General features: G+C 71.0%; 24 protein-coding genes. 14 read left to right on the forward strand and 10 right to left on the reverse strand.

Annotated elements, in window-relative coordinates; translation table 11 throughout:
• Nucleotides 1-122 precede the first annotated feature (122 nt).
• The 3 genes from ABZ459_RS04830 to ABZ459_RS04840 are packed head-to-tail and all read left to right on the forward strand — an operon-like array spanning nt 123 to nt 3459.
• Nucleotides 123-806, forward strand: coding sequence for a DUF998 domain-containing protein (locus tag ABZ459_RS04830; protein WP_357965941.1), 684 nt, complete (start codon nt 123-125; stop codon nt 804-806).
• A 56-nt stretch (nt 807-862) separates the two neighbouring features.
• Nucleotides 863-3088, forward strand: coding sequence for a nitrate- and nitrite sensing domain-containing protein (locus ABZ459_RS04835; RefSeq protein WP_357965944.1), 2226 nt, complete (start codon nt 863-865; stop codon nt 3086-3088).
• Nucleotides 3085-3459 carry a DUF742 domain-containing protein gene (locus ABZ459_RS04840; RefSeq protein WP_357965947.1) on the forward strand — a complete coding sequence of 125 codons (375 nt, stop codon included), beginning with the start codon at nt 3085-3087 and terminating at the stop codon, nt 3457-3459. Before ABZ459_RS04835 ends, ABZ459_RS04840 begins: the two co-directional genes overlap by 4 nt.
• Before the next feature lie 53 nt (nt 3460-3512).
• Here the strand turns inward: ABZ459_RS04840 and ABZ459_RS04845 are convergent, their stop codons facing one another.
• The 6 genes from ABZ459_RS04845 to ABZ459_RS04870 all read right to left on the reverse strand — a co-directional run bounded on the left by ABZ459_RS04845 (nt 3513) and on the right by ABZ459_RS04870 (nt 9419).
• Nucleotides 3513-4085, reverse strand: coding sequence for an ATP/GTP-binding protein (locus ABZ459_RS04845; RefSeq protein WP_352318064.1), 573 nt, complete (start codon nt 4083-4085; stop codon nt 3513-3515).
• Complete coding sequence (locus ABZ459_RS04850) at nt 4066-4428, reverse strand: DUF742 domain-containing protein (protein WP_352357593.1); 363 nt, start codon at nt 4426-4428, stop codon at nt 4066-4068. The genes ABZ459_RS04845 and ABZ459_RS04850 overlap by 20 nt, the downstream gene beginning before the upstream one ends.
• Nucleotides 4425-4832 carry a roadblock/LC7 domain-containing protein gene (locus ABZ459_RS04855; protein WP_352318060.1) on the reverse strand — a complete coding sequence of 136 codons (408 nt, stop codon included), beginning with the start codon at nt 4830-4832 and terminating at the stop codon, nt 4425-4427. Before ABZ459_RS04855 ends, ABZ459_RS04850 begins: the two co-directional genes overlap by 4 nt.
• Nucleotides 4829-6940: a nitrate- and nitrite sensing domain-containing protein gene (locus ABZ459_RS04860; RefSeq protein WP_357965951.1), complete on the reverse strand. Its 2112-nt coding sequence runs from the start codon at nt 6938-6940 to the stop codon at nt 4829-4831. Before ABZ459_RS04860 ends, ABZ459_RS04855 begins: the two co-directional genes overlap by 4 nt.
• Nucleotides 6941-7104: 164 nt before the next feature.
• Nucleotides 7105-7962: a PrsW family glutamic-type intramembrane protease gene (locus ABZ459_RS04865; protein WP_357965954.1), complete on the reverse strand. Its 858-nt coding sequence runs from the start codon at nt 7960-7962 to the stop codon at nt 7105-7107.
• The gene (locus ABZ459_RS04870; RefSeq protein WP_357965955.1) at nt 7959-9419 is read right to left on the reverse strand and encodes a hypothetical protein; all 1461 of its coding nucleotides are present in this window, start codon (nt 9417-9419) and stop codon (nt 7959-7961) included. The genes ABZ459_RS04865 and ABZ459_RS04870 overlap by 4 nt, the downstream gene beginning before the upstream one ends.
• Before the next feature lie 110 nt (nt 9420-9529).
• Here ABZ459_RS04870 and ABZ459_RS04875 point away from each other — a divergent pair, with 110 nt between their 5' ends.
• From ABZ459_RS04875 to ABZ459_RS04885, 3 genes are all read left to right on the forward strand, one after another.
• Nucleotides 9530-9754 carry a hypothetical protein gene (locus tag ABZ459_RS04875; protein WP_357965958.1) on the forward strand — a complete coding sequence of 75 codons (225 nt, stop codon included), beginning with the start codon at nt 9530-9532 and terminating at the stop codon, nt 9752-9754.
• 10 nt (nt 9755-9764) lie between these two features.
• Entirely contained in the window at nt 9765-11252 is a 1488-nt protein-coding gene (locus tag ABZ459_RS04880) for an SPFH domain-containing protein (RefSeq protein WP_357965960.1), read from the forward strand.
• 107 nt (nt 11253-11359) lie between these two features.
• Nucleotides 11360-12007 carry a hypothetical protein gene (locus ABZ459_RS04885; RefSeq protein ID WP_357965963.1) on the forward strand — a complete coding sequence of 216 codons (648 nt, stop codon included), beginning with the start codon at nt 11360-11362 and terminating at the stop codon, nt 12005-12007.
• 3 nt (nt 12008-12010) lie between these two features.
• Here the strand turns inward: ABZ459_RS04885 and ABZ459_RS04890 are convergent, their stop codons facing one another.
• Together ABZ459_RS04890 and wecB are read right to left on the reverse strand one after the other, a co-directional pair.
• A complete protein-coding gene (locus tag ABZ459_RS04890; RefSeq protein ID WP_357965965.1) occupies nt 12011-14047 on the reverse strand; it encodes a glycosyltransferase in 2037 nt (678 codons plus the stop codon).
• A gap of 54 nt (nt 14048-14101) precedes the next feature.
• Nucleotides 14102-15232, reverse strand: a complete 1131-nt coding sequence (gene wecB, locus ABZ459_RS04895; protein WP_357965968.1) for a UDP-N-acetylglucosamine 2-epimerase (non-hydrolyzing) — start codon at nt 15230-15232, stop codon at nt 14102-14104.
• 56 nt (nt 15233-15288) lie between these two features.
• Here wecB and ABZ459_RS04900 point away from each other — a divergent pair, with 56 nt between their 5' ends.
• The 7 genes from ABZ459_RS04900 (at nt 15289) to hisC (ending at nt 23608) form a co-directional block, all read left to right on the forward strand.
• Nucleotides 15289-16962 carry a glycosyltransferase family 4 protein gene (locus ABZ459_RS04900; RefSeq protein WP_357965970.1) on the forward strand — a complete coding sequence of 558 codons (1674 nt, stop codon included), beginning with the start codon at nt 15289-15291 and terminating at the stop codon, nt 16960-16962.
• 130 nt (nt 16963-17092) lie between these two features.
• Nucleotides 17093-18340, forward strand: coding sequence for a nucleotide sugar dehydrogenase (locus ABZ459_RS04905; RefSeq protein WP_357965973.1), 1248 nt, complete (start codon nt 17093-17095; stop codon nt 18338-18340).
• Nucleotides 18341-18359: 19 nt separating this feature from the next.
• Entirely contained in the window at nt 18360-19448 is a 1089-nt protein-coding gene (locus tag ABZ459_RS04910; RefSeq protein ID WP_357965976.1) for a glycosyltransferase, read from the forward strand.
• A gap of 43 nt (nt 19449-19491) precedes the next feature.
• Nucleotides 19492-21291 (forward strand): DUF4434 domain-containing protein, encoded by a 1800-nt coding sequence (locus tag ABZ459_RS04915; RefSeq protein ID WP_357965979.1) that lies wholly within the window; start codon nt 19492-19494, stop codon nt 21289-21291.
• Between the two features lie 31 nt (nt 21292-21322).
• On the forward strand, nt 21323-21979 hold the full coding sequence (locus tag ABZ459_RS04920; protein WP_357965982.1) for an NUDIX domain-containing protein: 657 nt from the start codon (nt 21323-21325) through the stop codon (nt 21977-21979).
• Between the two features lie 10 nt (nt 21980-21989).
• Nucleotides 21990-22487, forward strand: a complete 498-nt coding sequence (locus ABZ459_RS04925; protein WP_357965985.1) for a GNAT family N-acetyltransferase — start codon at nt 21990-21992, stop codon at nt 22485-22487.
• A gap of 62 nt (nt 22488-22549) precedes the next feature.
• The gene (gene hisC, locus ABZ459_RS04930; RefSeq protein WP_357965987.1) at nt 22550-23608 is read left to right on the forward strand and encodes a histidinol-phosphate transaminase; all 1059 of its coding nucleotides are present in this window, start codon (nt 22550-22552) and stop codon (nt 23606-23608) included.
• On the opposite strand, the gene ABZ459_RS04935 is transcribed toward hisC, so the two are convergent.
• The gene (locus ABZ459_RS04935; RefSeq protein WP_357965989.1) at nt 23605-24543 is read right to left on the reverse strand and encodes an EamA family transporter; all 939 of its coding nucleotides are present in this window, start codon (nt 24541-24543) and stop codon (nt 23605-23607) included. The genes hisC and ABZ459_RS04935 overlap by 4 nt on opposite strands.
• Before the next feature lie 159 nt (nt 24544-24702).
• On the opposite strand from ABZ459_RS04935, the gene ABZ459_RS04940 reads away from it, so the two are divergent.
• The gene (locus ABZ459_RS04940) at nt 24703-25161 is read left to right on the forward strand and encodes a rhodanese-like domain-containing protein (RefSeq protein WP_357965991.1); all 459 of its coding nucleotides are present in this window, start codon (nt 24703-24705) and stop codon (nt 25159-25161) included.
• Nucleotides 25162-25503: 342 nt separating this feature from the next.
• On the opposite strand, the gene ABZ459_RS04945 is transcribed toward ABZ459_RS04940, so the two are convergent.
• Nucleotides 25504-26793: a GTP cyclohydrolase IIa gene (locus ABZ459_RS04945; RefSeq protein ID WP_125644142.1), complete on the reverse strand. Its 1290-nt coding sequence runs from the start codon at nt 26791-26793 to the stop codon at nt 25504-25506.
• Nucleotides 26794-26931 lie beyond the last annotated feature (138 nt).

Raw genomic sequence — 26931 nt, forward strand, 5'->3', positions numbered from 1 at the left:
TCGGGGGTGCCACCGGATGTGGCGACACGCCTGGGGGCGCGAGAGTTGGGCACATGACCGCAGTGCCGAACAGCAGAGTGAGAGTCGCGAGAGCGCCCTGGAGCGCGAGCCTGAGGGCCCTCATGACCCCGGCGAGGCTCTACCCCCTGATCGCCTGTGCATCGATCGTGTTCTCGGTGGTCGCGATCCTGGTCGGTCACTTCGGGCCCGACCCCTACCTCGACCCCATGAACGTGACCATCAGCGAGTACGCCGTGACCGACCGCGGGGGCGTCACGGAGGTCGCGATGGCGGTGCTCGGGATCGGGTCGCTCGCCCTGCTGGCCGCACTGAGGAGGATGGGGGCGCCGATCCGGGGGCTGCCGGAGAAGTTGCTCATGGTGTGGGCGGCGGCGCTGGTCGTGGTGGCGGTCATCCCGACCGTCCCCCTCGGCCTCGATCTCGACCTCGCGGCCCAGGTTCACCGGTACGTGTCGATCGCGGCCTTCGTGAGCCTGCCGGCCGCCGGGGCCCTGCTGGTGCCCAGGCTGACCGCGGACGCCCACTGGAAGCCCGTCGCGCGGGCCGTGGAGTGGGTGGCGCTGGCGGGCGGGTTCGGGCTGCTGGCGATCACGTACGTGGCCCTGCCGGGGGAGCGGGTCATGATCGGCCTGGTCGAGCGGCTGCTGCTGGGCGCCGAGGTGTCGTTGCTCGGCCTGCTGGCGGCGTGGGCGCTGTGGCTGACGTGGTCGCCGGCCCGCGCCCCGAAGCACCCAGTAGACGCAAATTTCCCGACATATCACAGATTTATCGCTAGTCGATCTTAATCTCGTCTGTTTCGATGCTATTCTCTCCCGCGATCTTCTACGCGGGAGCAGGTGTCATGGCATCGGGCAGATCCATCCGATTCAAGATCTCGACGCTGCTCGTCATCCCCTTGATCTCCCTGATCGCGCTCTGGGGCTTCGCCGCGAGCACGACCACGGGCGAGGCGCTGAACCTCTTCAAGGTCGACGCCATCTGGTCGGGAGTGATCAACAACGCCGACGGCCTGGTCTCCAACCTCCAGGTCGAACGCCTGGCCTCCGCCGAACGCCTCGCCGGCACGGCGACCGAGCAGGGGGCCCTGACCAAGGCCCGCGCCAAGGTGGACGCCGCCAGGAAGACCCTGCGCGAGCAGGCCCTGTCGGAGGACGCCCAGGCGGCGATGACCGACGACATGAGGAAGCAGTTCCAGGTCGTGCTGGACACCGTCGACCGGCTGCCGGAGGTCAGGCGCAAGGTCGACGAGCGCAGGCTCACCCCCGGCAACCTGGTCACCGAGTACGCCAAGGTCTCCGACGAGGTCCACCTGCTCTACTCCAGGCTGACCGTCAGCACCGACCTCGAACTGTCCCTCCAGGCCCACGGCCTGATCGCGGCCGACGAGGTGCGCGAGCTGCTCAGCCGCGAGAACGCCCTGGTCGTCGCCTCCAACGGCCGCCCCTCGATGCACGACGTGCACCTGCTGGCCGGCATCGACGGCACCCGCACGTTCCTGTTCCCGAAGGCGCTGGCCAACCTCGACAGCGAGCTGCGGGCGCCGTTCGAGAAGCTGTTCTACTCCTCCAGGTACATCACCATGGAGAGCCTCCTGAGGAGCTTCGTCGCCGGCCAGCCGGCCGACATGGACCTCTGGCGCGGCATCGCCGACCAGGTGCTCAAGGACTACAGCGAGGCCGTCTGGGACACCGGGGACAAGCTGCTTGGCCGGATGGAGCCGGCCGGCGTGGTCATCGTGGTCAGGGCCGCGATCGCGGGCGCGCTGGGGCTCATCGCGGTGGCCTTCTCGATCTTCATCTCCGTCCGGGTGGGCCGCAGGATCACCAGGGAGCTGGCCACCCTCCGCCGTACGGCGCTCGACCTGGCCGAGGTCAGGCTGCCCGACGTGGTGACGAAGCTGCGTACCGGCGAGCGGGTGGACATCGAGGCCGAGGCGCCGCCCATCAAGGTCGGCGACAATGCCACCAGCGAGGTCGTCGACCTCGCCGCGGCCTTCGACAGCGTGCAGAGCACCGCCGTGGACGCCGCCGTCGAGCAGGCCAGGCTGCGCGAGGGCGTGGCCGAGGCGCTGCGGAACCTGGCCAGGCGCAGCCAGTCGCTGCTCCAGCGCCAGCTCAGGATGCTGGACGAGATGCAGCGCCAGACCGAGGAGCCCGAGGCCCTGGAGCGCCTGTTCCGGCTCGACCACCTGACCACCCGCATGCGCCGCCACGCCGAGGGCCTGGTGCTGCTCTCGGGCGGCACGGCGGGCCGCAGGTGGCGCGGCGTCATCCCGGTCGAGGACGTGCTGAGCGGCGCCGCCGCCCAGGTCGAGGAGTACACCCGGGTCCGCGTCTACCCGATGCCCGAGTGCGGCGTGTCCGGCTCGGCCGTGGCCGACCTCATGCACCTGTTCGCCGAGCTGATCGAGAACGCGACCTCGTTCTCCTCGCCCGCCAACGAGGTCTCGGTGCGCGGCGAGATGGTCGGCAGGGGCTTCGCGGTCGAGATCGAGGACCGCGGCCTCGGCATGGACGAGGAGACCCGCAAGGCCATCAACGACCGGCTGGCCAGCCCGCCCGAGTTCGACCCCGCGCAGACCGAGCGGCTGGGGTTCGCGGTGGTCGGCATGCTGGCCGCCCGGCACGGCATCAAGGTGACGCTGAAGCTGTCCCCGTACGGCGGCACGACCGCCATCGTGCTCGTGCCGGGATCGCTGGTCGAGCCCATGGCGACGCCGGTGCGGCCGATGGAGTTCGAGCCCGTGTCCGTCTCCGTCGTCCGGTCCGAGCGGCCGGTCGACGCGGGGGAGGCGACCGGGCCGGGCGAACTGCCGCGCCGGGTGCGCACGAGCAAGCGCGCGGGACCCGCGCCGGGCCCGGAGCAGGACCTGCCGCGCCGCGAACGGCAGACGGGCCTGCCGCAGCGGCAGCGGCTCAGGCAGGCGCCCATGGCCGCGCCGACGCCCCCGGCGCCCGTGGCCGACGAGCGTTCGCCTGAGGAGACCAGGGCGCTGCTCTCCTCACTCCAGTCCGGATGGCAGCGGGGGCGGCAGGAAAGCGACCAGGATGGGGGTTCCCGAGCGTGAGCGGCGAGCACGAGTGGGTTGACGAGGAGGCCGGGCCCGTCGTCCGGCCGTACGCCGTGGCGCGGGGGCGCACCAGGCCCTCGTCCCCGGCCCTCGATCTGCTGGCGACCGTCGTCTCGACGGGACGGCCCGCGCCGGCCAAGGCCGAGCTGAGCGGCCAGCACCGGCGGCTGATGGGCTGCCTGTCCGGTCACTCCAGGCCCGTCGCCGAGGTCGCCTCGGAGCTCGGGCTGCCCGTGGGCGTGATCCGGGTGCTGCTCGGCGACCTGCTGGAGTACGACCTGATCGACGTGCGCCCGCCGCGCGACAAGACCGCCACCCCGACGGAGAGCCTGCTCCGCGAGGTGATCAACGGGCTGCGCGCGCTCTAGCCCGGCGACGGGCCGCGCGCGCCCCGGTTCGCGACGGCGGCGGGCCGCGCGTCCTAGTTGGCGGCGGTGAGCGTCCGCAGGGAGTGCTCGACCAGGGTGATCATCACTTCCTTGGCCGAGGCCCTGCGCCGCACGTCGCACAGCATCACGGGCACGTCGTCGTCGAGGTCGAGCGCGATGCGCACGTCGTCCACGCTGTGCTGGGACGCGCCATCGAAGCAGTTGACGGCCACCACGAACGGCGTGCCGCGCTGCTCGAAGTAGTCCACCGACGGGAAGCAGTCGGTCAGCCGCCGGGTGTCGGCGATCACGACCGCGCCCAGCGCGCCGTAGGACAGCTCGTCCCACATGAACCAGAACCGTTCCTGGCCGGGGGTGCCGAACAGGTAGACGACCAGTCCGTCGCGGATCGTGATGCGGCCGAAGTCCATCGCCACGGTGGTGGTCGTCTTGGCCTCCACGCCGTCGAGGTCGTCGACCCCGATCCCGCGGTCGGAGAGCACCTCTTCCGTGCGCAGCGGCTTGATCTCGCTGATCGACCCGACCAGGGTGGTCTTGCCGACGCCGAACCCGCCCGCGATGAGGATCTTCAGCGCGACGGGGTCCTCAGAGAGCACGGAGTCCATTGATCACTTCCTTGAGAATGCGCTCATTCGAACGCGACCCCGTTGCCGAGGGCGACGTCACCGAGATGAGGCCGTGGTCACGCATGTCGCCGAGCAGCACCCGGACGACGCCTACGGGCAGGTCGAGCTCGACGGCCAGGTCGGCCACCGAGATCGGGCTCCGCGCCGCCCGCAGGATGAGCTGCTGTTCCGGACCGAGGTCGTCCGCCTGGTCGGCGAGCGCACGCACGGACGCGACGAGGTCGAAGGCGTCTCCCGACGAGCGCGTCCGGCCTCGGATGAGGGCGAAGGGCCGGACGACGGGCCCGGCCTCCTCGTCGTACCAGCGGGGGGCGTCGGTCATGCCGTTCCCGCGCGCGGGTTGGTGGTGATGTGCTGGCCCACCCGCTTGACCAGCATCGCCATCTCGTACGCGATGTGCCCGACGTCGACGTTCGCCTCGGCGATCACGGCCAGGCAGGTGCCCTGGCCGGCCGCGGTGACGAACAGGAACGCGCTCTCCATCTCCACGATGGTCTGGCGCACGTCGCCGCCGCCGAAATGGCGCCCGGTGCCGCGGGCCAGGCTCTGGAAGCCCGCGGCCACGGCCGACAGGTGCTCGGCGTCCTCGCGGGTCAATCCCTTGGAGTACCCGACGGCCAGGCCGTCGGTGGAAAGGATGACCGCCTGGCGGACGGCCGCGACCCGGCCTGCCAGGTCGTCGAGCAGCCAGTTCAGCTCACCGGTGTTGGTGGTTTGCGCAGTCATGCGTCCCCCTTGCTCATGGGCTCCTCCTCGGAGGCTTCTTCTCGGGCACGTTGGGTTCCCCGCTGGAACGCGGAGAACAGATCGCGTACCTCGTCGGGAGAGCGTTCGGCCTGCGGCTCCGGCTCCGGCGGTTCTTCCTTGAGCTGCGGCGCCAGGTTCGCCTGGCGCACGCGCCTGGGCAGTCCGGCGTGGGTGCCCGAGCTGACCACCGCGAGGGCCTTCTTCGTACGGCTCGGCAGCTCCGCCGGCCGGCCGTCGTCGTCGCCGGCGGTCAGCGCGGCCTGCTCGGTGACCAGCGAGCGCGGCACGAGCACGATGGCCGCGGTGCCGCCGTAGGGCGAGCGGCGGAGCTGGACCTTGATGCCGTGGCGTTCGGCCAGCCTGGCCACCACGAACAGGCCCAGCCGGTCGCTGTCGGCCAGGTCGAACTCGGGCGGCTCGGTCAGCAGCTTGTTGATCGCGGCGTACTCGACGGCCGACAGCCCGAGCCCCTTGTCCTCGATCTCGACGGCGTAGCCGTTGCTGACCACGTCGCCGCGGATCTGGACCACGGTGTCCGGCGGTGAATAGATGGTGGCGTTCTCGATCAGCTCGGCCACGAGGTGCGTGAGGTCGGCCGCGGACCCGCCGTCGAACGCGCTGACCGGCATGGCCTCGACGTTGACCCTCGTGTAGTCCTCGACCTCGGCGACCGCGGCCCGGACGATGTCGATCACGGGCACCGGCCTGCGCCAGGCCCGCGCGGGGGGCGCCCCCGACAGGATCATCAGGCTCTCGGCGTGCCGCCGCATGCGGGTGGTCAGGTGGTCGAGGCGGAAGAGCTCCTCCAGCCGGTCTGGGTCGTGCGTGCGGCGCTGCATGCTGTCGAGCAGCCCGAGCTGCCGGTGCAGCAGGCCCTGCTTGCGCCTGGCGAGGTTGAGGAAGACCTGCCCGACCCCGCGGCGCAGCGCGGCCTGCCCGACGGCCGCCGTCACCGCCGTGCGCTGCACGGACGCGAAGGCCCGGCCCACGTCGGTGATCTCCGCCGATCCGCTCACCCTGATGGCCCTGGCCTCCTTCCGCACGTCAACGTCCTCGCCGTTGCGCAGCCTGTCCACGACGTCGGGCAGGCGCACCTCCGCCAGCTCGATCGCGGCGGTACGCAGCCCGTACAGCTCGCCCGCCAGGCGGCGACCGAAGCGTACAGAGATGATGATCGACGCGAGCACGGCTATCAACCCGAGGCCGCCCGCGACGGCGATCTCGACGACCGTGCCGGTCGCGGCCCGCGCGGTCCGGCCGGCCAGCGCCTCGGCGGCGGCGGCGCTGTCGCGGTCCAGTTCGGTGGTGAGCCGGTCCACCGCGCTCTTCCACGCCTCGGCGTCGGCGGGCGGCGTCCCGGTCTTGACGATCCTGGACTCCAGCGAGGAGAAGGTCAGGAACGGCTGGGACGCGAACGCCTGCTCGAACGGCCTGCGCAGCGGCACGTCGAGCCCGGCCAGCCCGCGGGCGTGCAGGAACTTCCTGGAGGCCGCGTACTCGGTGAAGGCCGCCCGCTCGGGCTCGGTCAGCCGCTTGTCCACCAGCGCGCCGACGATGAGGGCGTGCTCCCTGGCGATGTACTCCCGGGCGCTGCCCATGGCGTGCAGGGAGGTGGCCTGCTGGAAGACGGTCAGGTCGGAGACGGAGATCAGGTGGTCGTAGAGGGCGAAGACGCTGTCGAGCACCTGGTTGTAGGCGTCCAGGCCGGCCAGGCGGGAGCTGATGCCGCCGTCGATGTCGGCGCGGATGGTGCCGAGCCGGTCGAGGTGGGCGGTCAGGGCTTCGAGCGGCGTCCGCAGGTCGTCGCCGATCGCGTCGCCCGCCTCGGTGACGGCGTGCTCGAAGTCGGCCGCCGCCTTGTCCGTACGGGCCCGCTGCGCGCCCAGGACCTCGGTGAGTTCACGGGTAGTGAGCGCCTCGGCGGAGCGCACCCGCTCGGACTGGAGCTGTACGCCCAGGTCGGTGGAGGTGACGCCGAGTGTTTCGTAGAGCGTGTCGGCCCGGAGGAGTGACTGTGCGTCGCCCATGGTCAGGTTGAGGACGAAACCCCACAGCGCGCTGAGAGACAGGAGGGGTAGCAGCAGCAATAAAAAGATCTTGAACCGAATTGACCGGTTTCGCGAGCCCATGTCCCAACCTCGAGTCGGGGGCATTTCCACACCTTGTGTAAATACACCTCCGGAAGATCGCACAGGAGACTAGCATCGTTTATGCTTCCGGCGCAGTGGGAGGAACAGGATGATTACCGTGATTATTGGGGCATGATCTCGGTCTCCCGGCGGGCCGTGCGCAGCACCCGCCAGAGCCACCCCAGCGCGACCAGCGAGATCACGATGAGTCCGGCCCAGTTCACCAGCGTGTACACGTGCACCTGCCCTTCGGTCACGTTCGGCACCCGGCCGATCCGCAGCAGCTCGAACTGCCACGGCCGCCCGGTCAGCACCAGCGTGATCGCGATGGCGATGGCGCTCATCGAGTCCCACAGCGCGTGCAGCAGCGAGACGCCGAGATAGCTCCACACGACGTGCCCGGTGAGGCGTCCGTGGGCGGCGAACAGCACGCCGCCGAGTATCGCGGTCCACAGGCCGTGGCCCACCGGCGCCAGGATGCCTCTCAGGATCTCGGTCTCGACGAGCTGCGCCAGCGACAGGCCGTCGGCGGTGAACAGGGCGTTGAAGGCGTAGCCGGAGCTCTCGAAGGCGGCGAAGCCGAAGCCGACCGTCGCGCCGAGCACCACGCCGTCCCGGGACGAGCGCCGCACCGCGTGCCGGGTGACGTACATCAGCGCCGCCAGCTTCACGCCCTCCTCGATCAGGCCGACCAGCGCGTACATGAGGAACGAGGGCCGGATCAGCCAGCTCTCCAGCAGCGACGCGCCGAGCACCCCGAGCACGCCGCCCACCACGAACGCCCTGAACTGCAGCTCCACCGTGACCACCGGCGAGCGGTCGCGCCCGTGCGCCCACACCACGAACGTCACCGGGATCAGGAAGCTGCCGAACAGCACGACGGTCGGCACCAGGTTGGAGTTGGCCGTCCAGGCCGTGACGCCGACCGTGGCCAGCCACAGGACCAGCCCGCCGAGGAAGACCCGCAGCCAGGGCCTCATGCGGTGAGCTCGCGCACGGCCCGGTGCGCGGCCACCACGGCCGCGTCGCCACCGGCCGCCGGTTCGGTGTCCGACCCGGCGATGGCGATGCGCCCGAACCGCCTGCGGGCGACGTCGGCGGGGAAGGGGCCGTCGGGGTAGAAGGGGTGCCAGGGCCTGCAGTACGCCACCGGCCGCCCGTGCCCCCAGCGGTGGACGGTGACCGCCTCGACGCCGGCCCGGGGGCCCAGCAGCCGGGCCACCTGGTCGCGCACGCCCTCCGCCAGCCGGTCGTACGGCGTCGCCATCATCTCCCGCCGGCCCGCCGCCGCCCCCGCCACGGGCCCCAGCTCCGACCGGCACGGCGTGGCCAGCAGGCGCAACCCCTCGGGCGCGGGCTCGCTCAGGCACCAGAACGCGCCCGTCCAGCGGGTGCGCCCGATCCGCGCCCGGCCGCCGCTCAGCCGCACGCTCGCCTCCAGGACCGGCAGCCGGGCCGCCTGGCCCAACGCCCGCCGCTGCTGCTCGGGCAGGTCGGGCACCAGGTGCGGCACGACCGCGCTCCAGCAGGCCATGATCACCGACTCGGCGCCGACGGTCCTGACCCGATGCCCGTCGAAGTACGCGACCACCACGGACGCGTCCCCGTGCCGTACCGAGACCACCGGGCTGGACGGCCGCAACACCGCCCGCGCGGCCCCGAGCGGGCTCCCGGTCGCGGGCCCGGCCGCCGAGGCGTACCGCGAGGGCTTGTCGAGCCCCAGGCCGCCGAACCCCGGGTAGCCGGCGGCCCAGGCGTCCACCGCCCCGAGCGCCCGGCCGTCGTAGGCCCGTTCGGCGCACGGCAGCGTCCGGCAGAACCGTTCCGCGTCGGGATGCACGCCGCAGACCTCCAGCAGGAACCGTGAGTAGGTCAGCCCGGCCAGGCGCTCCTGCTTGTCCTCCTGCGACAGCCCGGGGAACCAGTCGGGCGGGTCGTCGTGCAACATGCGCAGGTCGCCGACGGCCCGCGCGGCGAGCGGCAGCTCCTCCAGCCGACCGGCCGGGACCAGCGTGTCGGTGCCGAAGCTCTCCTTGTCGCACATCACGCGTACGGCCGGGCGCGCGCCGAACCCCGCCGGGCCGCCGTGCTCGCCGGGGTCGCGGTTGTCCAGGACGAGCACGCGGGCCCTCGGCTCCCGGCGCAGCCACTCCTCCGCCGCGCTGAGACCGCTGCGCCCGCCGCCCACCACCACGAGGTCGTAGCTCTCGCCGGTGGGCTCGGGCGGCCCAGCGTGCCGCCAGAAGCGGCCGTCGCGCAGCGCGTGCGGCACCGCGACCGCCTGTGCGGTGTCCCCGCGCAGGCCGCCGGCCGGTTCCGCGGCATTGACAACGGCCTTCGCCGCCGTACATCCCAGAGCGCTCACCGCAATCCCGTCGAACAAGTCACGGCGGGAAATGGGCACATCCATCCCGAGGTCGCGTGGATTCCTGCTCATGAGGGCGATCATCGGCACTTCGGCCAAAAGCCCCACAGGGGCGCGCAGCGGTTCGAGAAACATTTTGCGTGGCCTATTACCGCGAATGCCCGTTTGGAGTAGCGTCCGGAATGGAAGCGAGCGGGGGGAGCGCGGTGGTCGGCAAGCAGGGCAGGGTCACCGGAAAGATCGGCCCAGGGCTCGTCGGCGAGGTCATGATCCCGGTCAGGGGCGGGGTGGAGGCCTTCTACGCCCACCCCAGCCTGCCGGACGAGGAGTTCGGCCTCGGCACCATCGTCGTCGTGGTGGAGTACTTCCCCCCGCGGACGGTTTACGTGGCCAGAGCACTCGTCTAGGGAGGGCCCGATGTCCCCCGAGTTCTTCATCGTCGCCGGAGCCGCGGTCGTCGCGGTCGTCATCGTGATTCTGCTGTTCAAGGCCGTCTGGCGGGTCGCCGAGCCCAACGAGGCGCTGATCATCTCCGGTCTGGGGGCGCGCCGCCGGGGCGAGGGCGTCGACAGCCTGGGCTTCAAGATCATCACCGGCAAGGGCGCGGCCGTGCTCCCCGGCTTCCAGGCCGCCCGGCGGCTGCGCCTGGACACCAGGGCGGCCAATCTCCAGGTCTCCTGCGTCACCCAGCAGGGCATCCCCGTGCACATCCGCGGCGTGGTCATCTACAAGGTCGGCGACGACCTGTCCTCGATCGCCAACGCCGCCCGCCGCTTCCTCGACCAGCAGGACTTCATGACCAGCGCGATCCACGAGCTGTTCACCGGGCACCTGCGCTCGATCATCGGCAACCTCACCATCGAGGACCTGATACTCAACCGCGAGCGCCTGACCAGCGAGACCAGGGCCTCGGCCGCCGACGAGATGAGCAAGCTCGGGCTGATCGTCGACTCGCTGCAGATCCAGGAGATCGACGACGAGACCGGCTACATCGCCAACCTCGGCAAGCCGCACGCCGCCAGGGTCGCCGCCATCGCCCGCATCGCCCAGGCCCAGCGCGACCAGGAGGCCACGGAGGCCGAGCAGATCGCCGCCGCCAACAAGGCCGCCGCCCAGCGCGACGCGCAGCTCAAGCGGGCCGCCTACCAGGCCGAGATCGACCGGGCGCAGGCCACGACCCGGCAGGCGGGGCCGCTGTCGGAGGCCAGCGCCCGGCAGGAGGTCGTCGTCCAGGAGACCAGGGCGGCCGAGCTGGAGGCCCAGCTCGCCGAGCAGCGGCTCCAGTCGCAGGTGCGCAAGCCCGCCGACGCCAAGGCGTACGAGACCGTCACGCTCGCGCAGGCCGACCGGGACGCCCGGATCGCCCAGGCCCAGGCCGAGGCCCAGGAGACCGAACTGCGCGCCGGGGCCCAGGCGAGCCAGGTCAAGCTGGCCGCCGCGGCCGAGGCCGAGTCCGTACGGCTGCGCGGCGAGGCGGCCGGCGCGGCCACCAAGATCGCGGGCGAGGCGGAGGCCCAGGCCGCCCAGGCGCGCGGGCTGGCCGAGGCGCAGGCGGCCAGGGCGCTGGGCCTGGCCGAGGCCGAGGCGATCAGGGCGCGGGCCGAGGCGCTGAAGGAGAACCAGGAGGCGGTCATCGCCCAGCAGCTCGCCGAGCGCTGGCCGGAGGTCGTCGAGGCGGGCGCGAAGGCGTTCGGGAACGTGGACCACATGGTGGTGCTGAACGGCGCCCAGGGCGTGGAGGAGCTTCTGGCCAAGGCGCTCACGCTCGGCGGCACCGGGATCGGCCTGGCCAGGGCGCTGCTCAACGGCGGAAGCCGGAACGGCGCCGAACCCGAAGCCCCTCGCGAGCCCGAAATCCCTCGCCAGCCCGAAATTCCTCGTGAACCCACCGAATTCCGCGAATAGCGACGTTACTCGGCTCCTTACTCGTCCCTTCCTCTAGCGTTTTCGAAAAAGCCGCTAGAGCGAGGGGGAAATTCGTGCTTAAGGCTATTTCGGGGGTATGTCTGAGCATGATGGTCGTCGCCGGATGTTCCGCCGGCGAGGCCGGGAACCAGGCCGCCGGGTCGGCGCAGCCCGCCGCGTCCTCCTCGGCGGTGGAGGCGGCCCGGCTGCGCGCCGCCCTGCTGCCCGTGCCCAAGGGCATGCGCATCGCGTACGGGCCGGAGATGGGGGCGTTCGGCTCGCTCAAGTCCACTCAGGAGGGGCTGGCCGCCATCCAGCAGGCCAAGCTGGAACGTCCGGAGTGCGCCGGGGCCGCCCAGCTCGACGCGGCCAAGCCGGAGGTCGCCCGCGCGCCCGCCGCCGTGATCGCCTTCTCCGCCGCGCGCGGCTCGATCACGCAGGCCGTCGTGTCGATGCCGTCGGCGTCCATGCCCGCGCCGCTGCCGCCGCAGTGCGCCCTGTACAAGGCCACCGTCGAGGGCGCGGACGTGACCTACCGCACCGCCAAGCTGGCCATGCCGGCCAGGGGCGACGAGTCGCGGGCGTACCTGACGACGGCCACCGGCGGCGACAAGCACGCCCAGATCGGGTCGGTGGTGATCAGGCGGGCCCACCTGATCATGAGCATGCTCGTCGTCGGCGAGAAGGTGAAAGCGGCCGGCCTGTACGAGCTCGCCCGCCTGGCCGACCAGAACCTGGCCCGCGTCACCCGCTGAGGCTCAGATGAGCACGTGGTCGTCCGGGCGGCCGACGAAGGAGAACTGCGCGTTGCGGGTGAGCTTGATGTGGTCGGCCTGCCAGGTGTGCATCGAGGCGTCGGCGCTGCGCCAGTAAACGAAGTTGAACCGGTCGGCCGAGTAGATCTTGACGGAGTCCTCCTTCAGCCGGCGTACCAGCTGGGTGTCCTCCCCCCGCGTGATGTCCGCGAAGCCGTACGAGCGGAACATGTCCGCCTTGCCGAGGAACGTGCCGCCCTGGACGAGGAAGGAGTACCGGTGCTCCAGGCCGGGCAGCCGGAGCATGGTGGTGTTGCTGCCCTCGAAGTACGCGTAGTGCGCCCCCTTGCCGACCAGCTCGGCGTCGGAGTAGTCGAACGCGCGCACCAGGTCCGACAGGTAGTGCTCGCCGTAGAGGTTGTCGTCGTCCATCTTGGCGATCAGGTCGCCCTCTGCGGCGGCGATGCCCAGGTTCATGCAGGCGCCGAGCGTCAGCTCAGGGGCGGCGGGCAGGACGACGACGTCCGTGATGCCGGCCATCCGGGCCTTGTCGGCGACCACCACCGGGTCGATGTCCAGCCCGTGCAGGACCATGACGAGCTGCAGCGGCCGGTGGAGCTGCCGGGCCACCGACGAGATCGCGTGCTCGATCTGCGCGGCCCGGTTGGTCGGCAGCACGACCGAGATCGAACGTGACCGGGGCGCGGTGGCCTGGCCGAGGTTCTGCAGGATCTGGTCCACCCGGTGCGAGAACAGGTGCTTGTCGAAGACCTCCCGCATGGCCAGGTGGCCCATCCTGGCCCGCAGCTCGGGGCTGTTGATCAGGTGCAGCACCTGGTTGTACGACTCGATCGGCTCGCGCGCGATCGGCACCAGCTCGCCGAACGTCTCCTCGATCGCCCGCGACCACCCCGACACCACCGGGGTCGCGCACGCCGACAGCTCGAAGACGCGGCGGGCGCACATGGTCGGCGAGTCGAGCACCGAGTTGACGTTGAGGAAGACCTTGTACATCCGGTACGCGGCCAGCATCTGGTCGTAGGGCAGCTCGCCCACGATGTGCGGCCGGTACTTCTCCGGCCAGGCGTACTTCTCGTCCACCTCGCCGTTGCGGGCGAAGATGTGCAGGCCGAGCTCGCGCACCGGGTCGAGGACGACCTCCATCTGCTCACGGCGCTCGGGGTGCTTGTCGCGGAAGTACATGCCGGCGAACACGACGTCGTGCAGGCGGCCCTGCTTCTGCTGGATCGGGTTGTGCACCCGCGGCTGGGCGGCGAACTGCAGCACGTCGACCCGGTCGTGGCCGAGCACCTCGCGGTACTTCGGCACCATGTCGCCGTCGCAGGTGAACACGTAGTCGAACAGCTTGGCCGTGTCGATGAAGAAGTCGAAGTTCGGCGGGTCCTCCTTGTTCCAGAAGACCGTGGGGATGCCCTCGGAACGGCACCAGGCGACCAGGTCGCGCAGCGGCTCCTTGGGGGCGTTCGTGCCGGTCATCTGGTAGCGCCAGCGGCCCTGGTTGCCGTGCCAGGCCGACTCGCAGAACAGCAGGTCGGGGCGCTTTTCGGCGAAGATCTCCGGCCAGTCCTTGAGGCCGAACTCGATCTGGTCCCACTCGTACCTGAAGGCCATCCTGGAGAAGTCGTCCAGGATGACCGCCACCTTGAGGTCGGGCCGGTTGACCGGGCCGAGCGGCCACTTCGCCGCCGGCACCTCGACCAGCGGCGGGCGGTGGTTGGCGAGCTCGACCGCCTCGGTGACCGGCATGGGCGGCTTGGGCGCCCTGTCCTTCGACCGGACCGCGTCCACGATCTTCCCCGGGCTCTTCGAGCCCAGGGCCTCGCCCAGCTTGAACGTGCGCTTGGCCTGGGTGGCCTCCAGCTTCCAGCCCGCGTACGCGGCCTTGGCCTCGGCGATCTCCAGCCGCCGCCGCAGCTCCCTGACCTCGGCCTCGTACCGCTCGATGAGCTTGCGCTCCTCGGGCAGCCAGTTGACGGGTCCCAGTCGCTGGAACGCGGGGGGCTCAGGGTTTTCGGCCATGGTGATACGCCTATCGCTCAGCGGAGGTATGTCATAGTACGGCGGATTCAGCCGCTATTCGGGGCGTTTGGCCTGGGAAGCGGGAGCCAGGTTGTCGCCCTTCAGCCACGCCGCGATCACCGTCGCGATGCGCGGACCGGCCTTGCCGTCCCACAGCACCGGCAGCTCGCCGGCCGGCGTGGCGGCACCGTCGGCGAGCGCCTTCTCCGCCGCGGCGGGCAGCAGCGCGGGGGTGACCAGGCGGTTCGTGCCGTGCGTGATCGTGATCGGCCGCTCGGTGTTGGGCCGCAGCGTCAGGCAGGGGACGCCCAGCATGGTCGTCTCCTCCTGCACGCCGCCGGAGTCGGTGACGACCAGCGCCGCGCCCCGGACGAGTGAGAGGAAGTCCACATAACCCAGCGGCTCGATGACCTTGATCGTGTCGCCGTCCACCAGACCGGCCTCGGCCAGCCGCGCCTTGCCGCGCGGGTGCACCGGCACCACGACCGGCGTCCGCCGCGACACCTCCAGCACCGCCTCGACCAGCTCCCTGGCGGCCTCGGCGGTGTCCACGTTGGCCGGGCGGTGCAGGGTCGCCACGGCGTACCGGGCCGGCAGGCCGAGCCGCGTCACCACCGGCGCCGGGTCCAGCGAGGGCAGCGCGGCGAACAGGCTGTCGATCATCGGGTTGCCCACCAGGTGCACTTTCGCAGGCGGCACGCCCTCCGAGGCCAGATAGGCGAGGGCCTCGGGCGAGGTGACGAACAGCAGGTCGGCCAGCGCGTCGGTGACGACCCGGTTGACCTCCTCGGGCATGCCCCGGTCGAACGAGCGCAGCCCGGCCTCGACGTGCGCCGTCCTGATGCCGAGCTTGGCGGCGACCAGGATCGCGGCCAGCGTCGAGTTCACGTCGCCGTAGACCACGACGAGGTCGGGCTCCTGGGCGACGAAGACGTCCTCCAGGCCCACGAGCAGGGCCGCGGTCTGCCTGGCGTGCGTGCCGGAGCCCACCGCCAGGTTGGCCACCGGCTCGGGCAGGCCGAGGTCGGCGAAGAAGACGTCCGACATCAGCGCGTCGTAGTGCTGACCGGTGTGGATGATGCCCTGCCGCACGCCGAGTTCACCGAGTGCACGCACCACCGGGGCCGCTTTCACGAAATTGGGACGAGCACCCAAAACGTGCAGGACCAGGGGGTTCTCCCTCATTGACCTCGCCTTTCATAGCGGAAGGGAAAAAACGCTGCCTATGGTACGGTCACCGCGTGGCATCCGACGCCAGTCGTCAAGACTCCTCCAAGGTTTCCGCGAAGTCCGCCCGGGCCGGCGTCGGGGGACTTCTCAAAGGCTTCGTCCAGCACCCCGTCATCGTTTCCCGCGTCGTCGTGACCAAGGTCAAGTCCGACCCCGTCCGCGTGGCGCAGGCCGCCGCCGACGCGCTCCCGCCCAAGCTGCGCCCGTTCGTCGGCAGCGTGGCCTGGCCCGCCGCCCGCGGCGCCCGGCGCATGGTCCGCAAGCTCGGCATGCGCATGATCAAGGCGCCGTGGAACGAGGCGAAGGCCCACTGGGACGCCGGCCGGGTCGCCCAGGCCGCCGAGGTGCTCGACGCGCACACCAAATATCCCTTCGTCAAGCGCAGGGCCGCCTACTACCGCGGTGAGCTGGCCGCCATCAGCCCCGACCCGATCCCGCCGGCGCCGAAGGTGGCCATCGGCGGGCGCGTCGAGGGCCGCGTGCTGCACCTGGTCACCAACGCGCTGCCGTACACGCAGGCCGGTTACACCGTGCGCACCCACAGGATCGTCACCTCCCAGAAGGCGGCCGGGCTCGACCCGCACGTCGTGACGAGCTGGGGCTGGCCCATGCTCCAGGGGCACGCCGACGCGCCCGCGCAGGAGGAGATCGACGGCATCCCCTACTACCGCCTGCTGCCCGACGGGCACGGCGAGGTGCCGTTCGAGATGCGCGGCCGCATGGTCAAGGGCGCCGAGGGCGTCACCCGCCTGGTCGAGCAGCTGCGCCCGCAGGTCCTGCACGCCGCCACCGACCACCGCAACGGCTCGGTCGCCCACGCCGTCCGCGACCGGACGGGCACCCCGTTCGTCTACGAGGTGCGCGGCTTCCTGGAGGAGACGTGGGCCTCCCGCGACCCGATCCGGGTCGGCAGCCAGCGGCACGTGCTCCAGCGCGAGCGCGAGGCGTTCCTCATGCGGGAGGCCGACGCGGTCGTCACGCTGGCCGAGACGATGGCCACGGAGATCGTCGAGCGCGGCGTGCCCAGGGAACGCATCCACCTGGCGCCCAACGCCGTCGACGACACCCTGCTGTCGGCCCACTACGACGGCGCCTCGTTCCGCGACGCGTACGGCATCGCCCCCGGCGAGATCGTGGTCGGCTCGGTGTCCAGCATCGTGGCCTACGAGGGCTTCGCGACCCTGCTGCGCGCCGCCGCGCTGCTGCGCGACGACCGCACGCCGGTGCGGGTGCTCATCGTGGGCGACGGCGCCGAGCGGGAGAACCTGCTCGCCCTGGTCGAGGAGCTGGGGCTGCGCGACGCCGTCCTGCCCGGCCGGGTCGGCCCCGACGAGGCGCTGCAGGCCCAGGACGCCATCGACATCTTCGCCTGCCCGCGCGAGGACCTGCGGGTCTGCCGGCTCGTCACGCCCCTGAAGCCGGTCGAGGCGATGGCGCTCGGCAAGCCGGTGGTGCTCAGCGATCTGCCCGCGTTGTCCGAGCTCGTCGGCTCCGACGGGGCCGGCCTGCTGGTGCCCGCCGGCGACCCGGCCGAGCTGGCCAAGGCGATCGCCGGCCTGCGCGAGGACCCGGCCAGGCGGGCGGAGATGGGCGAGGCCGGACGCGCCGAAGTCGCCGCGAAGCGGACCTGGAGCCGCGTTGCCGAGACTTATCAAGCTCTATACCGATCGCTTGCCGAAAGATGACCTCCACGTTGGCTGTACGTTGTGACGGGTTCGGTCGCATTAGGCGTGAGCTAGGTGGACTTGAGATAACCTTTGCGACCATGAAGTGTTGTTTCCGGCTCTCGAAGGCACTGCTGTGACAGAAATCGACTTGGCTGTCATCGGCCTCGGCTACGTCGGCATGCCGCTCGCGAAGGAAGCGGTGGCCGCCGGGCTGCGGGTCGTCGGCGTGGACGTGGACCCCCGGAAGGTCGACGCGCTCAACGCCGGGCAGTCCTACATCGATGACCTGACCGACGCTGACCTCGATCACATGCTGGCGAACGGATTCAGCGCGACGCTGGACGACTCCGTGCTGGCCAGAAGCAACACGATCGTCATCTGCGTTCCCACCCCGCTGGACGAGGACCACCGTCCCGACCTGTCCGCGGTCGAGGGCGCGACCAAGGCCGTCGCCCGCAACCTCAGCAAGGGCACGCTCGTCGTGCTCGAATCCACCACCTGGCCCGGCACCACCGACGAGGTGGCCCGCCCGCTGCTGGAGCAGTCGGGCCTGGCCGCCGGCGTGGACTTCCACCTGGCCTTCTCGCCCGAGCGCATCGACCCGGGCAACCCGAAGTTCGGGCTCAAGAACACCCCGAAGGTCGTGGGCGGCTACACGCCGGTCTGCCGCGACCGGGCGACGGCGTTCTACAAGCAGTTCATCGAGCAGGTGGTGCCGGTCAGCGGCACCCGCGAGGCCGAGATGGCCAAGCTGCTGGAGAACACCTACCGGCACGTCAACATCGCCCTCGTCAACGAGATGGCGATCTTCTGTGACGAGCTCGGCATCAACCTGTGGGAATCGATCGAGGCCGCGGCCACCAAGCCGTTCGGCTTCCAGAAGTTCCTGCCGGGGCCGGGCGTCGGCGGTCACTGCATCCCCGTGGACCCCTCGTACCTGTCCTACACCGTGCGCAAGCTCGGGTACCCGTTCAGGTTCGTGGAGCTGGCCCAGGAGATCAACGAGCGCATGCCGTCCTACGTGGTGGCCCGCGTCCAGCGACTGCTGAACAGACATAAGAAGCCCGTGAACGGCGCCCGAGTGGTTATGCTCGGCGTCACGTACAAACCGGATATCGCCGACGAACGGGAAACTCCGGCTCTGCCTGTGGCGCGTGCGCTGCTGGAGCTGGGGGCCGACCTCTCGTTCGCCGATCCGTACGTCAAGGAGTGGTCGGTCGACGGCACTCCGGTGCCACGGGAAGAGGATCTGACCGAGGCCGTGGTCAACGCCGACGTGACGCTGCTGCTGCAGCAGCACGCCGCGTTCGATCTGGCCATGGTCGAGGCGAAGGCCAAGCTCGTGCTGGACACCCGCGGTGTGCTCACCGAGGGTGAACGCGTCGAGCGGCTGTAGCGACGGAGGGCTGCGCGCAGTGCACGTGCTCGTCATGACGGTGGTGCATAACCCCGAGGACGCGAGAATTCTGCATCGGCAGATCCGTGCCCTCGTGGATGCCGGTCATGAGGTCACGTATGCCGCCTCCTTCTCGGCGCACGGGGTCGTACCGCGTCCATGGGTCAACGGCGTCGATCTGCCCAGGGCCGCCCAGCGCAAACGCATGGCGGCCGTCTGGGCCGCCCGGCGGCTGTTCAAGCGCATGCGGAACAAGGTCGACCTGGTCATGATCCACGACCCGGAGCTGCTGTTCGCGGTCTGGGGCGTGCGCAACCGGCCGCCGGTGGTCTGGGACGTGCACGAGGACACCCCGGCGACGTTGTCGCTCAAGCCGTGGCTGCCCTCGTTCCTGCGCCCGCCGGTGCGCTTCTTCGCCCGCATGCTGGAGGGCACGGCCGAGCGGCACATGCACCTGCTGCTGGCCGAGACCGCCTACGCGGGCCGGTTCAAGCACGCCCATCTGATCGTGCCGAACGAGACCTGGGTGCCGGACTCGGTGACGCCTCCGGGCGACGACCGGGTGGTCTACCTCGGGTGGTTGTCGCGGGCGCGCGGGGTGTTCGAGGCCGTCGAGGTGGCCAAGCTGCTGCAGCCGTACCGGGTGACGGTGGAGCTGATCGGGTACGCCGATCCGCAGAGCCGTCCCATGCTCAACCAGGCCGTCGCCGACGGCCTGCTGGAGTGGCGTGACTTCATGCCCAACGACGAGGCGCTCAAGCGGCTCGACGGGGCGCTGGCCGGGCTGTCGCTGCTGCACGACGAGCCCAACTACCGGCACTCGATGCCCACCAAGATCGTGGAGTACATGGCGCACGGCATCCCGGTCATCACGACGCCGTCGCCGCGCGCGGTCGAGCTCGTGGAGCGGTACGACAGCGGCGTCGTCGTGCCCTGGGAGGACCCGAAGGCCGTCGCGCAGGCGGCGCTGACGCTGCGGGACGACGTGCGCGAGCGGCGGGCGCAGGGCGCTCGCGGGTACGCCGCGGCCCGCGCGAACCACCACTGGCCGAACTCGGCCAAGCGGTTCGTGACCCAGCTCGAGGCATGGGCCGGGATCACGCGATAGCGGTTTATCTCCGGCAGATCACGAGAGCGGTAGGTTCCTGAACGTGCGATGGCTCTTCCTGCTCGTGGGCGCAGCCGTCCTGGCGGTGGTCGCGGTGGCGATCATCCTCTTCCCGTCGTCGTCGTCCGAGCGGCCGGTCGCGTCCTCGTCGAGCACGCCGAAGCCGTCCAGGACCGTCTCGACGCCGCCGCCGCCGAAGGTCAAGGAGTTCACCGACCCCTGTGGAACCTTCGACACCGCGACCAAGAACTTCTACGCCGTCACCGGCTACTGGATCACGCCGAAGTCGAACCCGTGCACCTGGCGTCACCAGCTCCAGGAGATCCACCGCGCCGGCGGCGACACGATCATCAGGATCGGGTACGGCCTGCAGTTCCGCGGCGTCTCCGACACCGGTGAGGTGCTGTCGAAGGACGGGACGCTCGACCCGCTCTACAAGGCGTGCGAGGAAGACGGCCTGAGCTGCCACGACGCGGCCGAACGGGACCTGCGCAAGGCCAACCCCGGCAACCGGATCGGGCGCACGTACGTCTACCGCACCGACGAGGCGTTCGGCGGCGGCCTGTTCCGCTGCCCCAAGATGGAACACAGCGTCAAGGCCGGCGACCGCATCTACTACCGCATGGTCGCCCCTCCGGACGGCTCCGACGACGCCACCTGCGACTTCACCAAGAAGGCCACGTCGTACGACCTGATCCTGGTGGCCGGCTCGGCCAAGGACAGCCTGAACGAGCTGCTCGACCTGGCCGACCAGTTCAGCATGCGGGTGTTCCCGGCGCTGCCGCTCGCCCCGCGCGACTCCGAGACGCCGACCAGGGCGAACAAGCGGCACATCGGCACCCTCACCACGCTGACCCGGCGCATCCTGCAGGACTACGGCGTGCGTTTCGCCGACCGGCAGGCCCTGGGCGGCGTCTACCAGCCGTTCGAGGTCCAGATGGCGGCCACGCTGGCCACCAACCCCACCCTTGAGGTGTACGCCGACCAGCACCGGATCGTGGAGCAGGAGCTGGGCAAGCCGATCCTGATCAGCCCGTACCTGGACGCGCGCAAGCGGGTCGGCTTCGGCCAGACGCCGGCCCAGGTGGCCGAGGCGTTCAAGGCGCTGGCGCGGACCGGCGTCGGCATCATCGCCCCGCAGGACAGCCGGGGCACCGGCAAGGTCGGCCTGTTCTGGCCGGACGAGCGCGACACCGAGGTGGACGACCGGCTGCGTCCGGTGGTGGGCGAGGCCACGTACGGCACCGCGTACCACGGCTCGACCCGCGACTACTACCGGGAGATGGCCAAGGCCCGCGACGAGATGCTCCAGGCCGGTCACGAGGTGGAGCTGTGGGCGAACGTGGAGGCGTTCGAGCCGTCCGGCAAGCAGCCGTGCGCCCCGCAGGGCACCCGCGGCCAGACGGACAAGAAGCGCCTCGACCAGGCCGTCACGATGGCCGGCCGGTACGTCCAGAAGATCGTTTCCTACATGTGGAGCGACTTCATGACCTGCGGCGACCCCTCCCTCCAGGACGAGATCGCCGGCGACTGGCAACGCCCGATCGCCGTGGACGCCATCAGGCGGGCCCGCGACCCCCAGGACGGCGTCGAGGTGCGCGGCTACAACCTCGACGGCAGCACCGTGCTCGTCGAATGGTCCGGCGGCACCAAGGAGCTGGTGGTCTCGGCCGTCGGCTGGCTGGACAAGGACCCGCTGGAGGAGCATCCGGCCCGGATGGCGACGGCCTGGGTGCCGTTCGACTGGACCCAGGTGCCGCCCGGGGAATGGGTCAAGATAGGGATCAAGGGGGCGTCCGGCAAGGAGGCCACGACGCCGCTCCACGTACGCATATCCGCATAGGACAGACGGGACTCCGTGTAACGTGCCGTCCATGGTCCCGAGCATCCCGGTCAGCGTCGACCTGGTCGTGCTCACCGTACGCAACCACGCACTCAGCGCCCTGGTGTGGCGGCGCGACAACCCGCCGTTCCTGCGCCGCTGGTCGCTGCCGGGCGGCTTCATCCAGCTCGACGAGGACCTGCCGGCCGCCGCCCACCGCGTGCTGGCCGAGCGGGCCGGGCTGCCGGGCGCCCCGGTGCACCTGGAGCAGCTCCAGACGTACGGATACCCCGACCGCGACCCGCGCCAGCGCGTGCTGAGCGTCGCCTACCTGGGCCTGGCCCCCGACCTGCCGGCCTCGGAGAAGGCGCACATGAGCTGGCAGCCGGTCGAGGCGCTGGCCGTCATGGCCTTCGACCACCGCCGCATCATGCTCGACGGGGTCGACCGCGCCCGCGCCAAGCTGGAGTACACGTCCCTGGGGGCGGCCTTCTGCCCGCCGGAGTTCACTGTCGCGGACCTGCGCCGGGTGTACGAGATCGTCTGGGGGCGCCCCCTCGATCCCCGGAACTTCCACCGGAAGGTCACCAAGGCCGAGGGTTTCCTGGTGGAGACCGGCGCCACCACCACCAGAGACGGCGGCCGCCCCGCCAAGCTCTACCGCCGCGGCCCCGCCGAGCTCCTCCACCCGCCCATGCTCCAGGAGTGACCGCCCGCCCGTGAACATCCCGAACGGTCCCATGGACGTCATCGAGACCCCTCGCCTGTCGCTGGAGCCCCTGCGGATCGAGCACGCCGCGGAGATGGCGGCCGTGCTCGACGACCCGCGCCTGCACGAGTTCATCGGCGGCGCCCCCGCCACCGAGCCGGAGCTGCGCGCCCGTTACGAACGTCTGGTCGCGGGCCCGCCCGGCTGGCGCAACTGGGTACTCCGCCTGCGCGCCGACGGCCGGCTGACCGGCTACGTGCAGGCGACCGTCGAGGCGGGCACGGCCGAGATCGCCTGGGTGGTCGCGGTGCCCTGGCAGGGCCGCGGCCTGGCCGCCGAGGCCGCCCGCGCCCTGGTCTCCTGGTGCGACACACACGACATCGGCACGGTTGTCGCCCACATCCATCCCGGCCACACGGCCTCCGCCGCGGTCGCCGCCCACGCCGGCCTCCACCCCACCGACCTCGTGCACGACGGGGAGACGCGCTGGGAACGCGTCCGGCCGTGAGCCGTCTCGACGTGCGGGGGCTGGCGGATGCTTCATCGGGCGTGGCCTTTTAAGGTAGTTCTATGCCTCGTTTCCGCCACATCCTGGACACCATGCCCCCCTACAAGCCGGGCAAGGCCGTGGTCTCCGCCGACGGCCGGTCGTACAAGCTCTCCTCGAACGAATCCCCCTACGACCCGCTGCCCTCCGTGGTCGAGGCCGTCGCCGAGGGCGCCCGGCAGATCAACCGCTACCCCGACCCCGGCGCCGTCGGGCTGACCGAGGCCCTCGCCGAGCGGTACGACGTGCCGTTCGAGCACATCGCGCTGGGCGCCGGCTCGGTCACGGTGGCCCAGCAGCTGTTCGAGTCGGTCGGCGAGCCCGGCGTCGAGGTCGTCTACGCGTGGCGGTCGTTCGAGGCGTACCCGTTGCTGGCCGACCTGTCGGGGGTCACGTCCGTCCAGGTGCCGCTGGCCGGTGAGGACCACGACCTGGACGCCATGGCCGAGGCGATCACCGACCGCACCCGCATGGTCTTCGTGTGCAACCCCAACAACCCCACCGGCACCGCGATCCGCCGCGACGCCCTGGTGTCCTTCCTCGACCGCGTGCCGGAGCACGTGCTCGTGGTGCTGGACGAGGCCTACCGCGAGTACGTCCGCGACGAGGACGTCCCCGACGGCCTGACGCTCTACCGCGACCGGCCGAACGTCTGCGTGCTGCGCACCTTCTCCAAGGCGTACGGCCTGGCGGGCCTGCGGGTCGGCTACCTGATCGGGCACGAGCCCGTGGCCGCGGCCGTCCGCAAGACGATCATCCCGTTCGCCGTCAACCACCTCGCGCAGATCGCCGCCGTCGCCTCGCTGAAGGCCGAGGACGAGCTGCTGGAGCGGGTCGAGCGGGTGGTCAAGGAGCGCAGCCGCGTCCGCGAGTCGCTGATCGAGCAGGGCTGGACGGTTCCGCCGACCGAGGCGAACTTCGTCTGGCTGCGGCTCGGCGAGCGCACCCTTGACTTCGCCGCCGCCTGCGCGGTGGAGGGTGTGGCCGTACGGCCGTTCGCGGGCGAGGGGGCCCGGGTGTCCATCGGCGACCCCGAGGCCAACGACGCCTTCCTCGCCGCGGCAAAGGAGTTCCGCGGTTAGGCGCTGACCTCTTCGGCGAGGGCCGCGGTCCTGGTCCTGGCGCGTCGTTCGGTGGAGACCACCAGGGCGACGCCCACCAGGATCACCGCCCCGCCGGCGATGATCTGCGGGGTCACGCTCTCGTTCACGACCAGCACGCCGAGGATGACGGCGACGACCGGGTTGACGTAGGCGTACGTGGAGACCAGCGAGATGGGCGCGTTCCCCAGCAGCCAGGTGTAGGCGGTGAAGCCGACCAGCGATCCGACCAGCACCAGGTAGGCCAGCGCCGCCCAGGAACGCCCGGAGATCGCCGCCAGGTCGAGCCGTTCGCCGAGCGCCGTGCCGGTCACGGCCAGGCCCGCGCCGCCGACCAGCATCTCGATCGAGCTGGCCGCGAACGGGTTGGCGGGCATGGGGATGCGCGCCGACAGGAACGAGCCGACCGACCACGAGAACGAGGCGACCAGGATCACCACGATCCCGGTGACGTCGACCGACTGGCCGCCGGTCAGCGACAACGCCGCGACGCCGCCGAACCCGACGAGCACGCCGGCCAGCGTCAGCACGGCCGGCCGGTCCCTGACCAGGATCCGGAACACGACGAGCCAGAGCGGCACCGAGGCCACGAGCAGCGCGGCCAGGCCGCTGGAGATGTGCTGCTCGGCCACGGCGACCATGCCGTTTCCGCTGGTCAGCAGGAGCAGGCCGACCAGCCCGGCGCCGCAGACCTGCCGCCACGACACCCGGAACGGCTCCAGGCCCTTCCTGATCAGCAGGAAGCCGCCGAGCAGCAGCGCGGCCGTCACGAAACGCAGCGCGCCGCTCAGCATGGGAGGCATGGTCTCGATGGCGATCCTGATGCCGAGGTAGGTCGAACCCCACACCACGTACACGATCGCCAGGGCGCTCCAGACAAGGACGGGAGCCCGGCTGTCAGTGGTGTTCGCACTCATGGGTCATGACTTTATCGGGCGACTCCGACAAAGCACCTGCGGGTATCGGACTTAGGACTTTGGCGCGATATTAGCGACAGGCGGCTTTCGTGCCACTGTTGAGCGGGCGGGCCGGCTGAGACGATCGCGACTGACCAGCAATGAAGGGAAATGTCGTAGATGTCAGCCGTCACCTCCACTCCGGCCGCCGCCAACGCCGCCGCCCTCGCCCACTTCGCCGCCCGCCTGGCCTTCGAGACCGACGTCTCCGACGTGGCCGCCGACCTGGCCGCCGGCGCGCCGGGCGTCGTGGTCGTGGACTCGCGCAGCCGGGAGAGCTGGGACCAGGGGCACGTCCAGGGGGCGGTGCACCTGCCGACGGCCGAGATCGCCGCGGGGGCCGCCGCGCTGGCCCCCCGGGACGCCACCGTCGTCACCTACTGCTGGGGCCCCGGCTGCAACGGCGCCACGCGGGCCGCACTGGAGTTCGCCAGGCTCGGTTACGCGGTCAAGGAGATGCTCGGCGGCTTCGAGTACTGGGCCAGGGAGGGCTTTCCGGTCGAGACCGCCTCGGGGGTGAGCCGGCGGCCGATCGACGCCCTGACGGCGCCGGTGTCGGGGATCGCGTGCGCCTGCTGAAGTCGGTGCGGGGGATCGCGTGCGCCTGCTGAAAGCGTCCCAGGCGGGTTGTGGTGACCGGCTATATCCGGACATGCCCGCCGGTCCGACAGTGCCGCCAAACCGCCTCACAGCCCCTTACGGACGCCTTCCGTAAAAAGGGTGGCGCCGAAGGGGCTGTGCGGGAAAGTTTGGCGCCCCCGTCCGAATCCCGTCGATCGGGGGCGTGGGAGAACATACCCGCATCTACTCGGGTCAACCAATAAGTCCCCAAGAGTCAAGGGGATTGTCTGTACCTTTGACTCCTCAGGTCAAGAAATCGGCACCCGTCGCCCCTGAAATGGGGCGACGGGCCCCGTACGGTCACCGCGGGCCGAGCTTCTCCACGATGAGCCGATAGAGCTGGCGCGGACGCCCCGGCTGCGGGGTGCGGTTCGGCGGAAGCGGCCACGCGAGTCCCTCGTCAACCAGCGTGCGCAGCAACCGCCGAGCCGTGCGCGGCGTCACCCCGAGCATCTTGCCCGCGCCCTCGGCGTCGACCACCGTGTCGCCGCCTTCGAGCTTGGCCGCCAGCCTGGCCAGTACCTCCACGCCCTTCGGCTTGAGCGCGGTCGACCCGGTGGGCGGCATCCGGGGGGCCGGGATGAGGGCCCGGCCCTCGCGGTCCACCGCGAACCCCTGGGCCTGCTTGCCCGCCTGGGTACGGGCCAGCGCGGCCCGCGCGTGCGACTCCGCGTCGTGTGTCGTCCGCCCCATCCCGACGCCCACCTCGACCGCCAGCCCCAGCTCGTCCCGGATCCGGGCCGCGAAGGGCAGCACCCTGAACCCGTCGGTGGCCGCGGCGATCGAGCCCCTGGTCGCGGTGACCAGGTAACTGTGATCGTCGATCGGCCAGACCGTCGCGTTGATCCGGTTCGCCTCCTGGACCAGCAGCCGGTGCAGCGACAGCCGCAGCTCGTCGCGCCAGTAGCGGGGCGCCGCGCGCCGCACGGGCTCGCGCAGCGTCGGCACCTCCACCAGCACCACGGTGAGCTGCGACTCCTCCAGCCGGTGATGCGCCCCGAGCAGCGCCGCGGTGTGCAGCGCCGTCCGGACCGCGGCCGAGGTCGGCCTGATCCTGATGACCGGCACGCCCGCGGCGTGCAGGCGTTCGGCCACCGCGGGCAGGCACGTCAGTGCCCCCGAGGTGGCTCCCTGACGGGCCAGCCGTTCGTGGTAGGCCGCGATCGTGCCCGTGGCTCCGGGCTCGTCGCGGCTGTGCACGTCCGTGGCGGGTATGCCGAGGTCGGTGTACGCCTCCTCGACATCCGCCCTGCTGACCACGTCGACGCTGACCCGTTGCGGGTCCATCCGAGTGTCAAGTGCGGCCTTCGCCAGCGCCGCCACCAATGCCGCTCCGCCGAGTTGCACGTAGGTCGCGGGCATCGTCAGCACGCCTGATCGCCTGGCCAGGTCATAAGGGACCGGGCTGGCGAACAGACACGCGTCGACACCGGGACCGAGCCGCGTCACCTTGTCGGGCGCCTCCTGCTCATCGCGGTACGCGGCCGCGACCAGGCGACACGGCAGCGGTGCCGCGGCGTGACCCATCAGCATGACTCGCTCGACCAGGTCGTGGGGTCCGACCACGCCGATGGTGAGGTCCGGTGTCATGGCGCCCGGGCGTGACACTCGGGGAGTTTCTTCGGCCCTCTCGACCAATGTTCGTCCCATCCTGCCGTCCGTTGCAGTGCTCTCTTTTGGAACGATCGCTCGCGGGGGCCGTAATGTCACGCCCGACTTTTCCGGAAA

The sequence above is a fragment of the Nonomuraea sp. NPDC005692 genome (genome assembly GCF_040631115.1).
In the GTDB taxonomy this organism is placed as follows: domain Bacteria; phylum Actinomycetota; class Actinomycetes; order Streptosporangiales; family Streptosporangiaceae; genus Nonomuraea.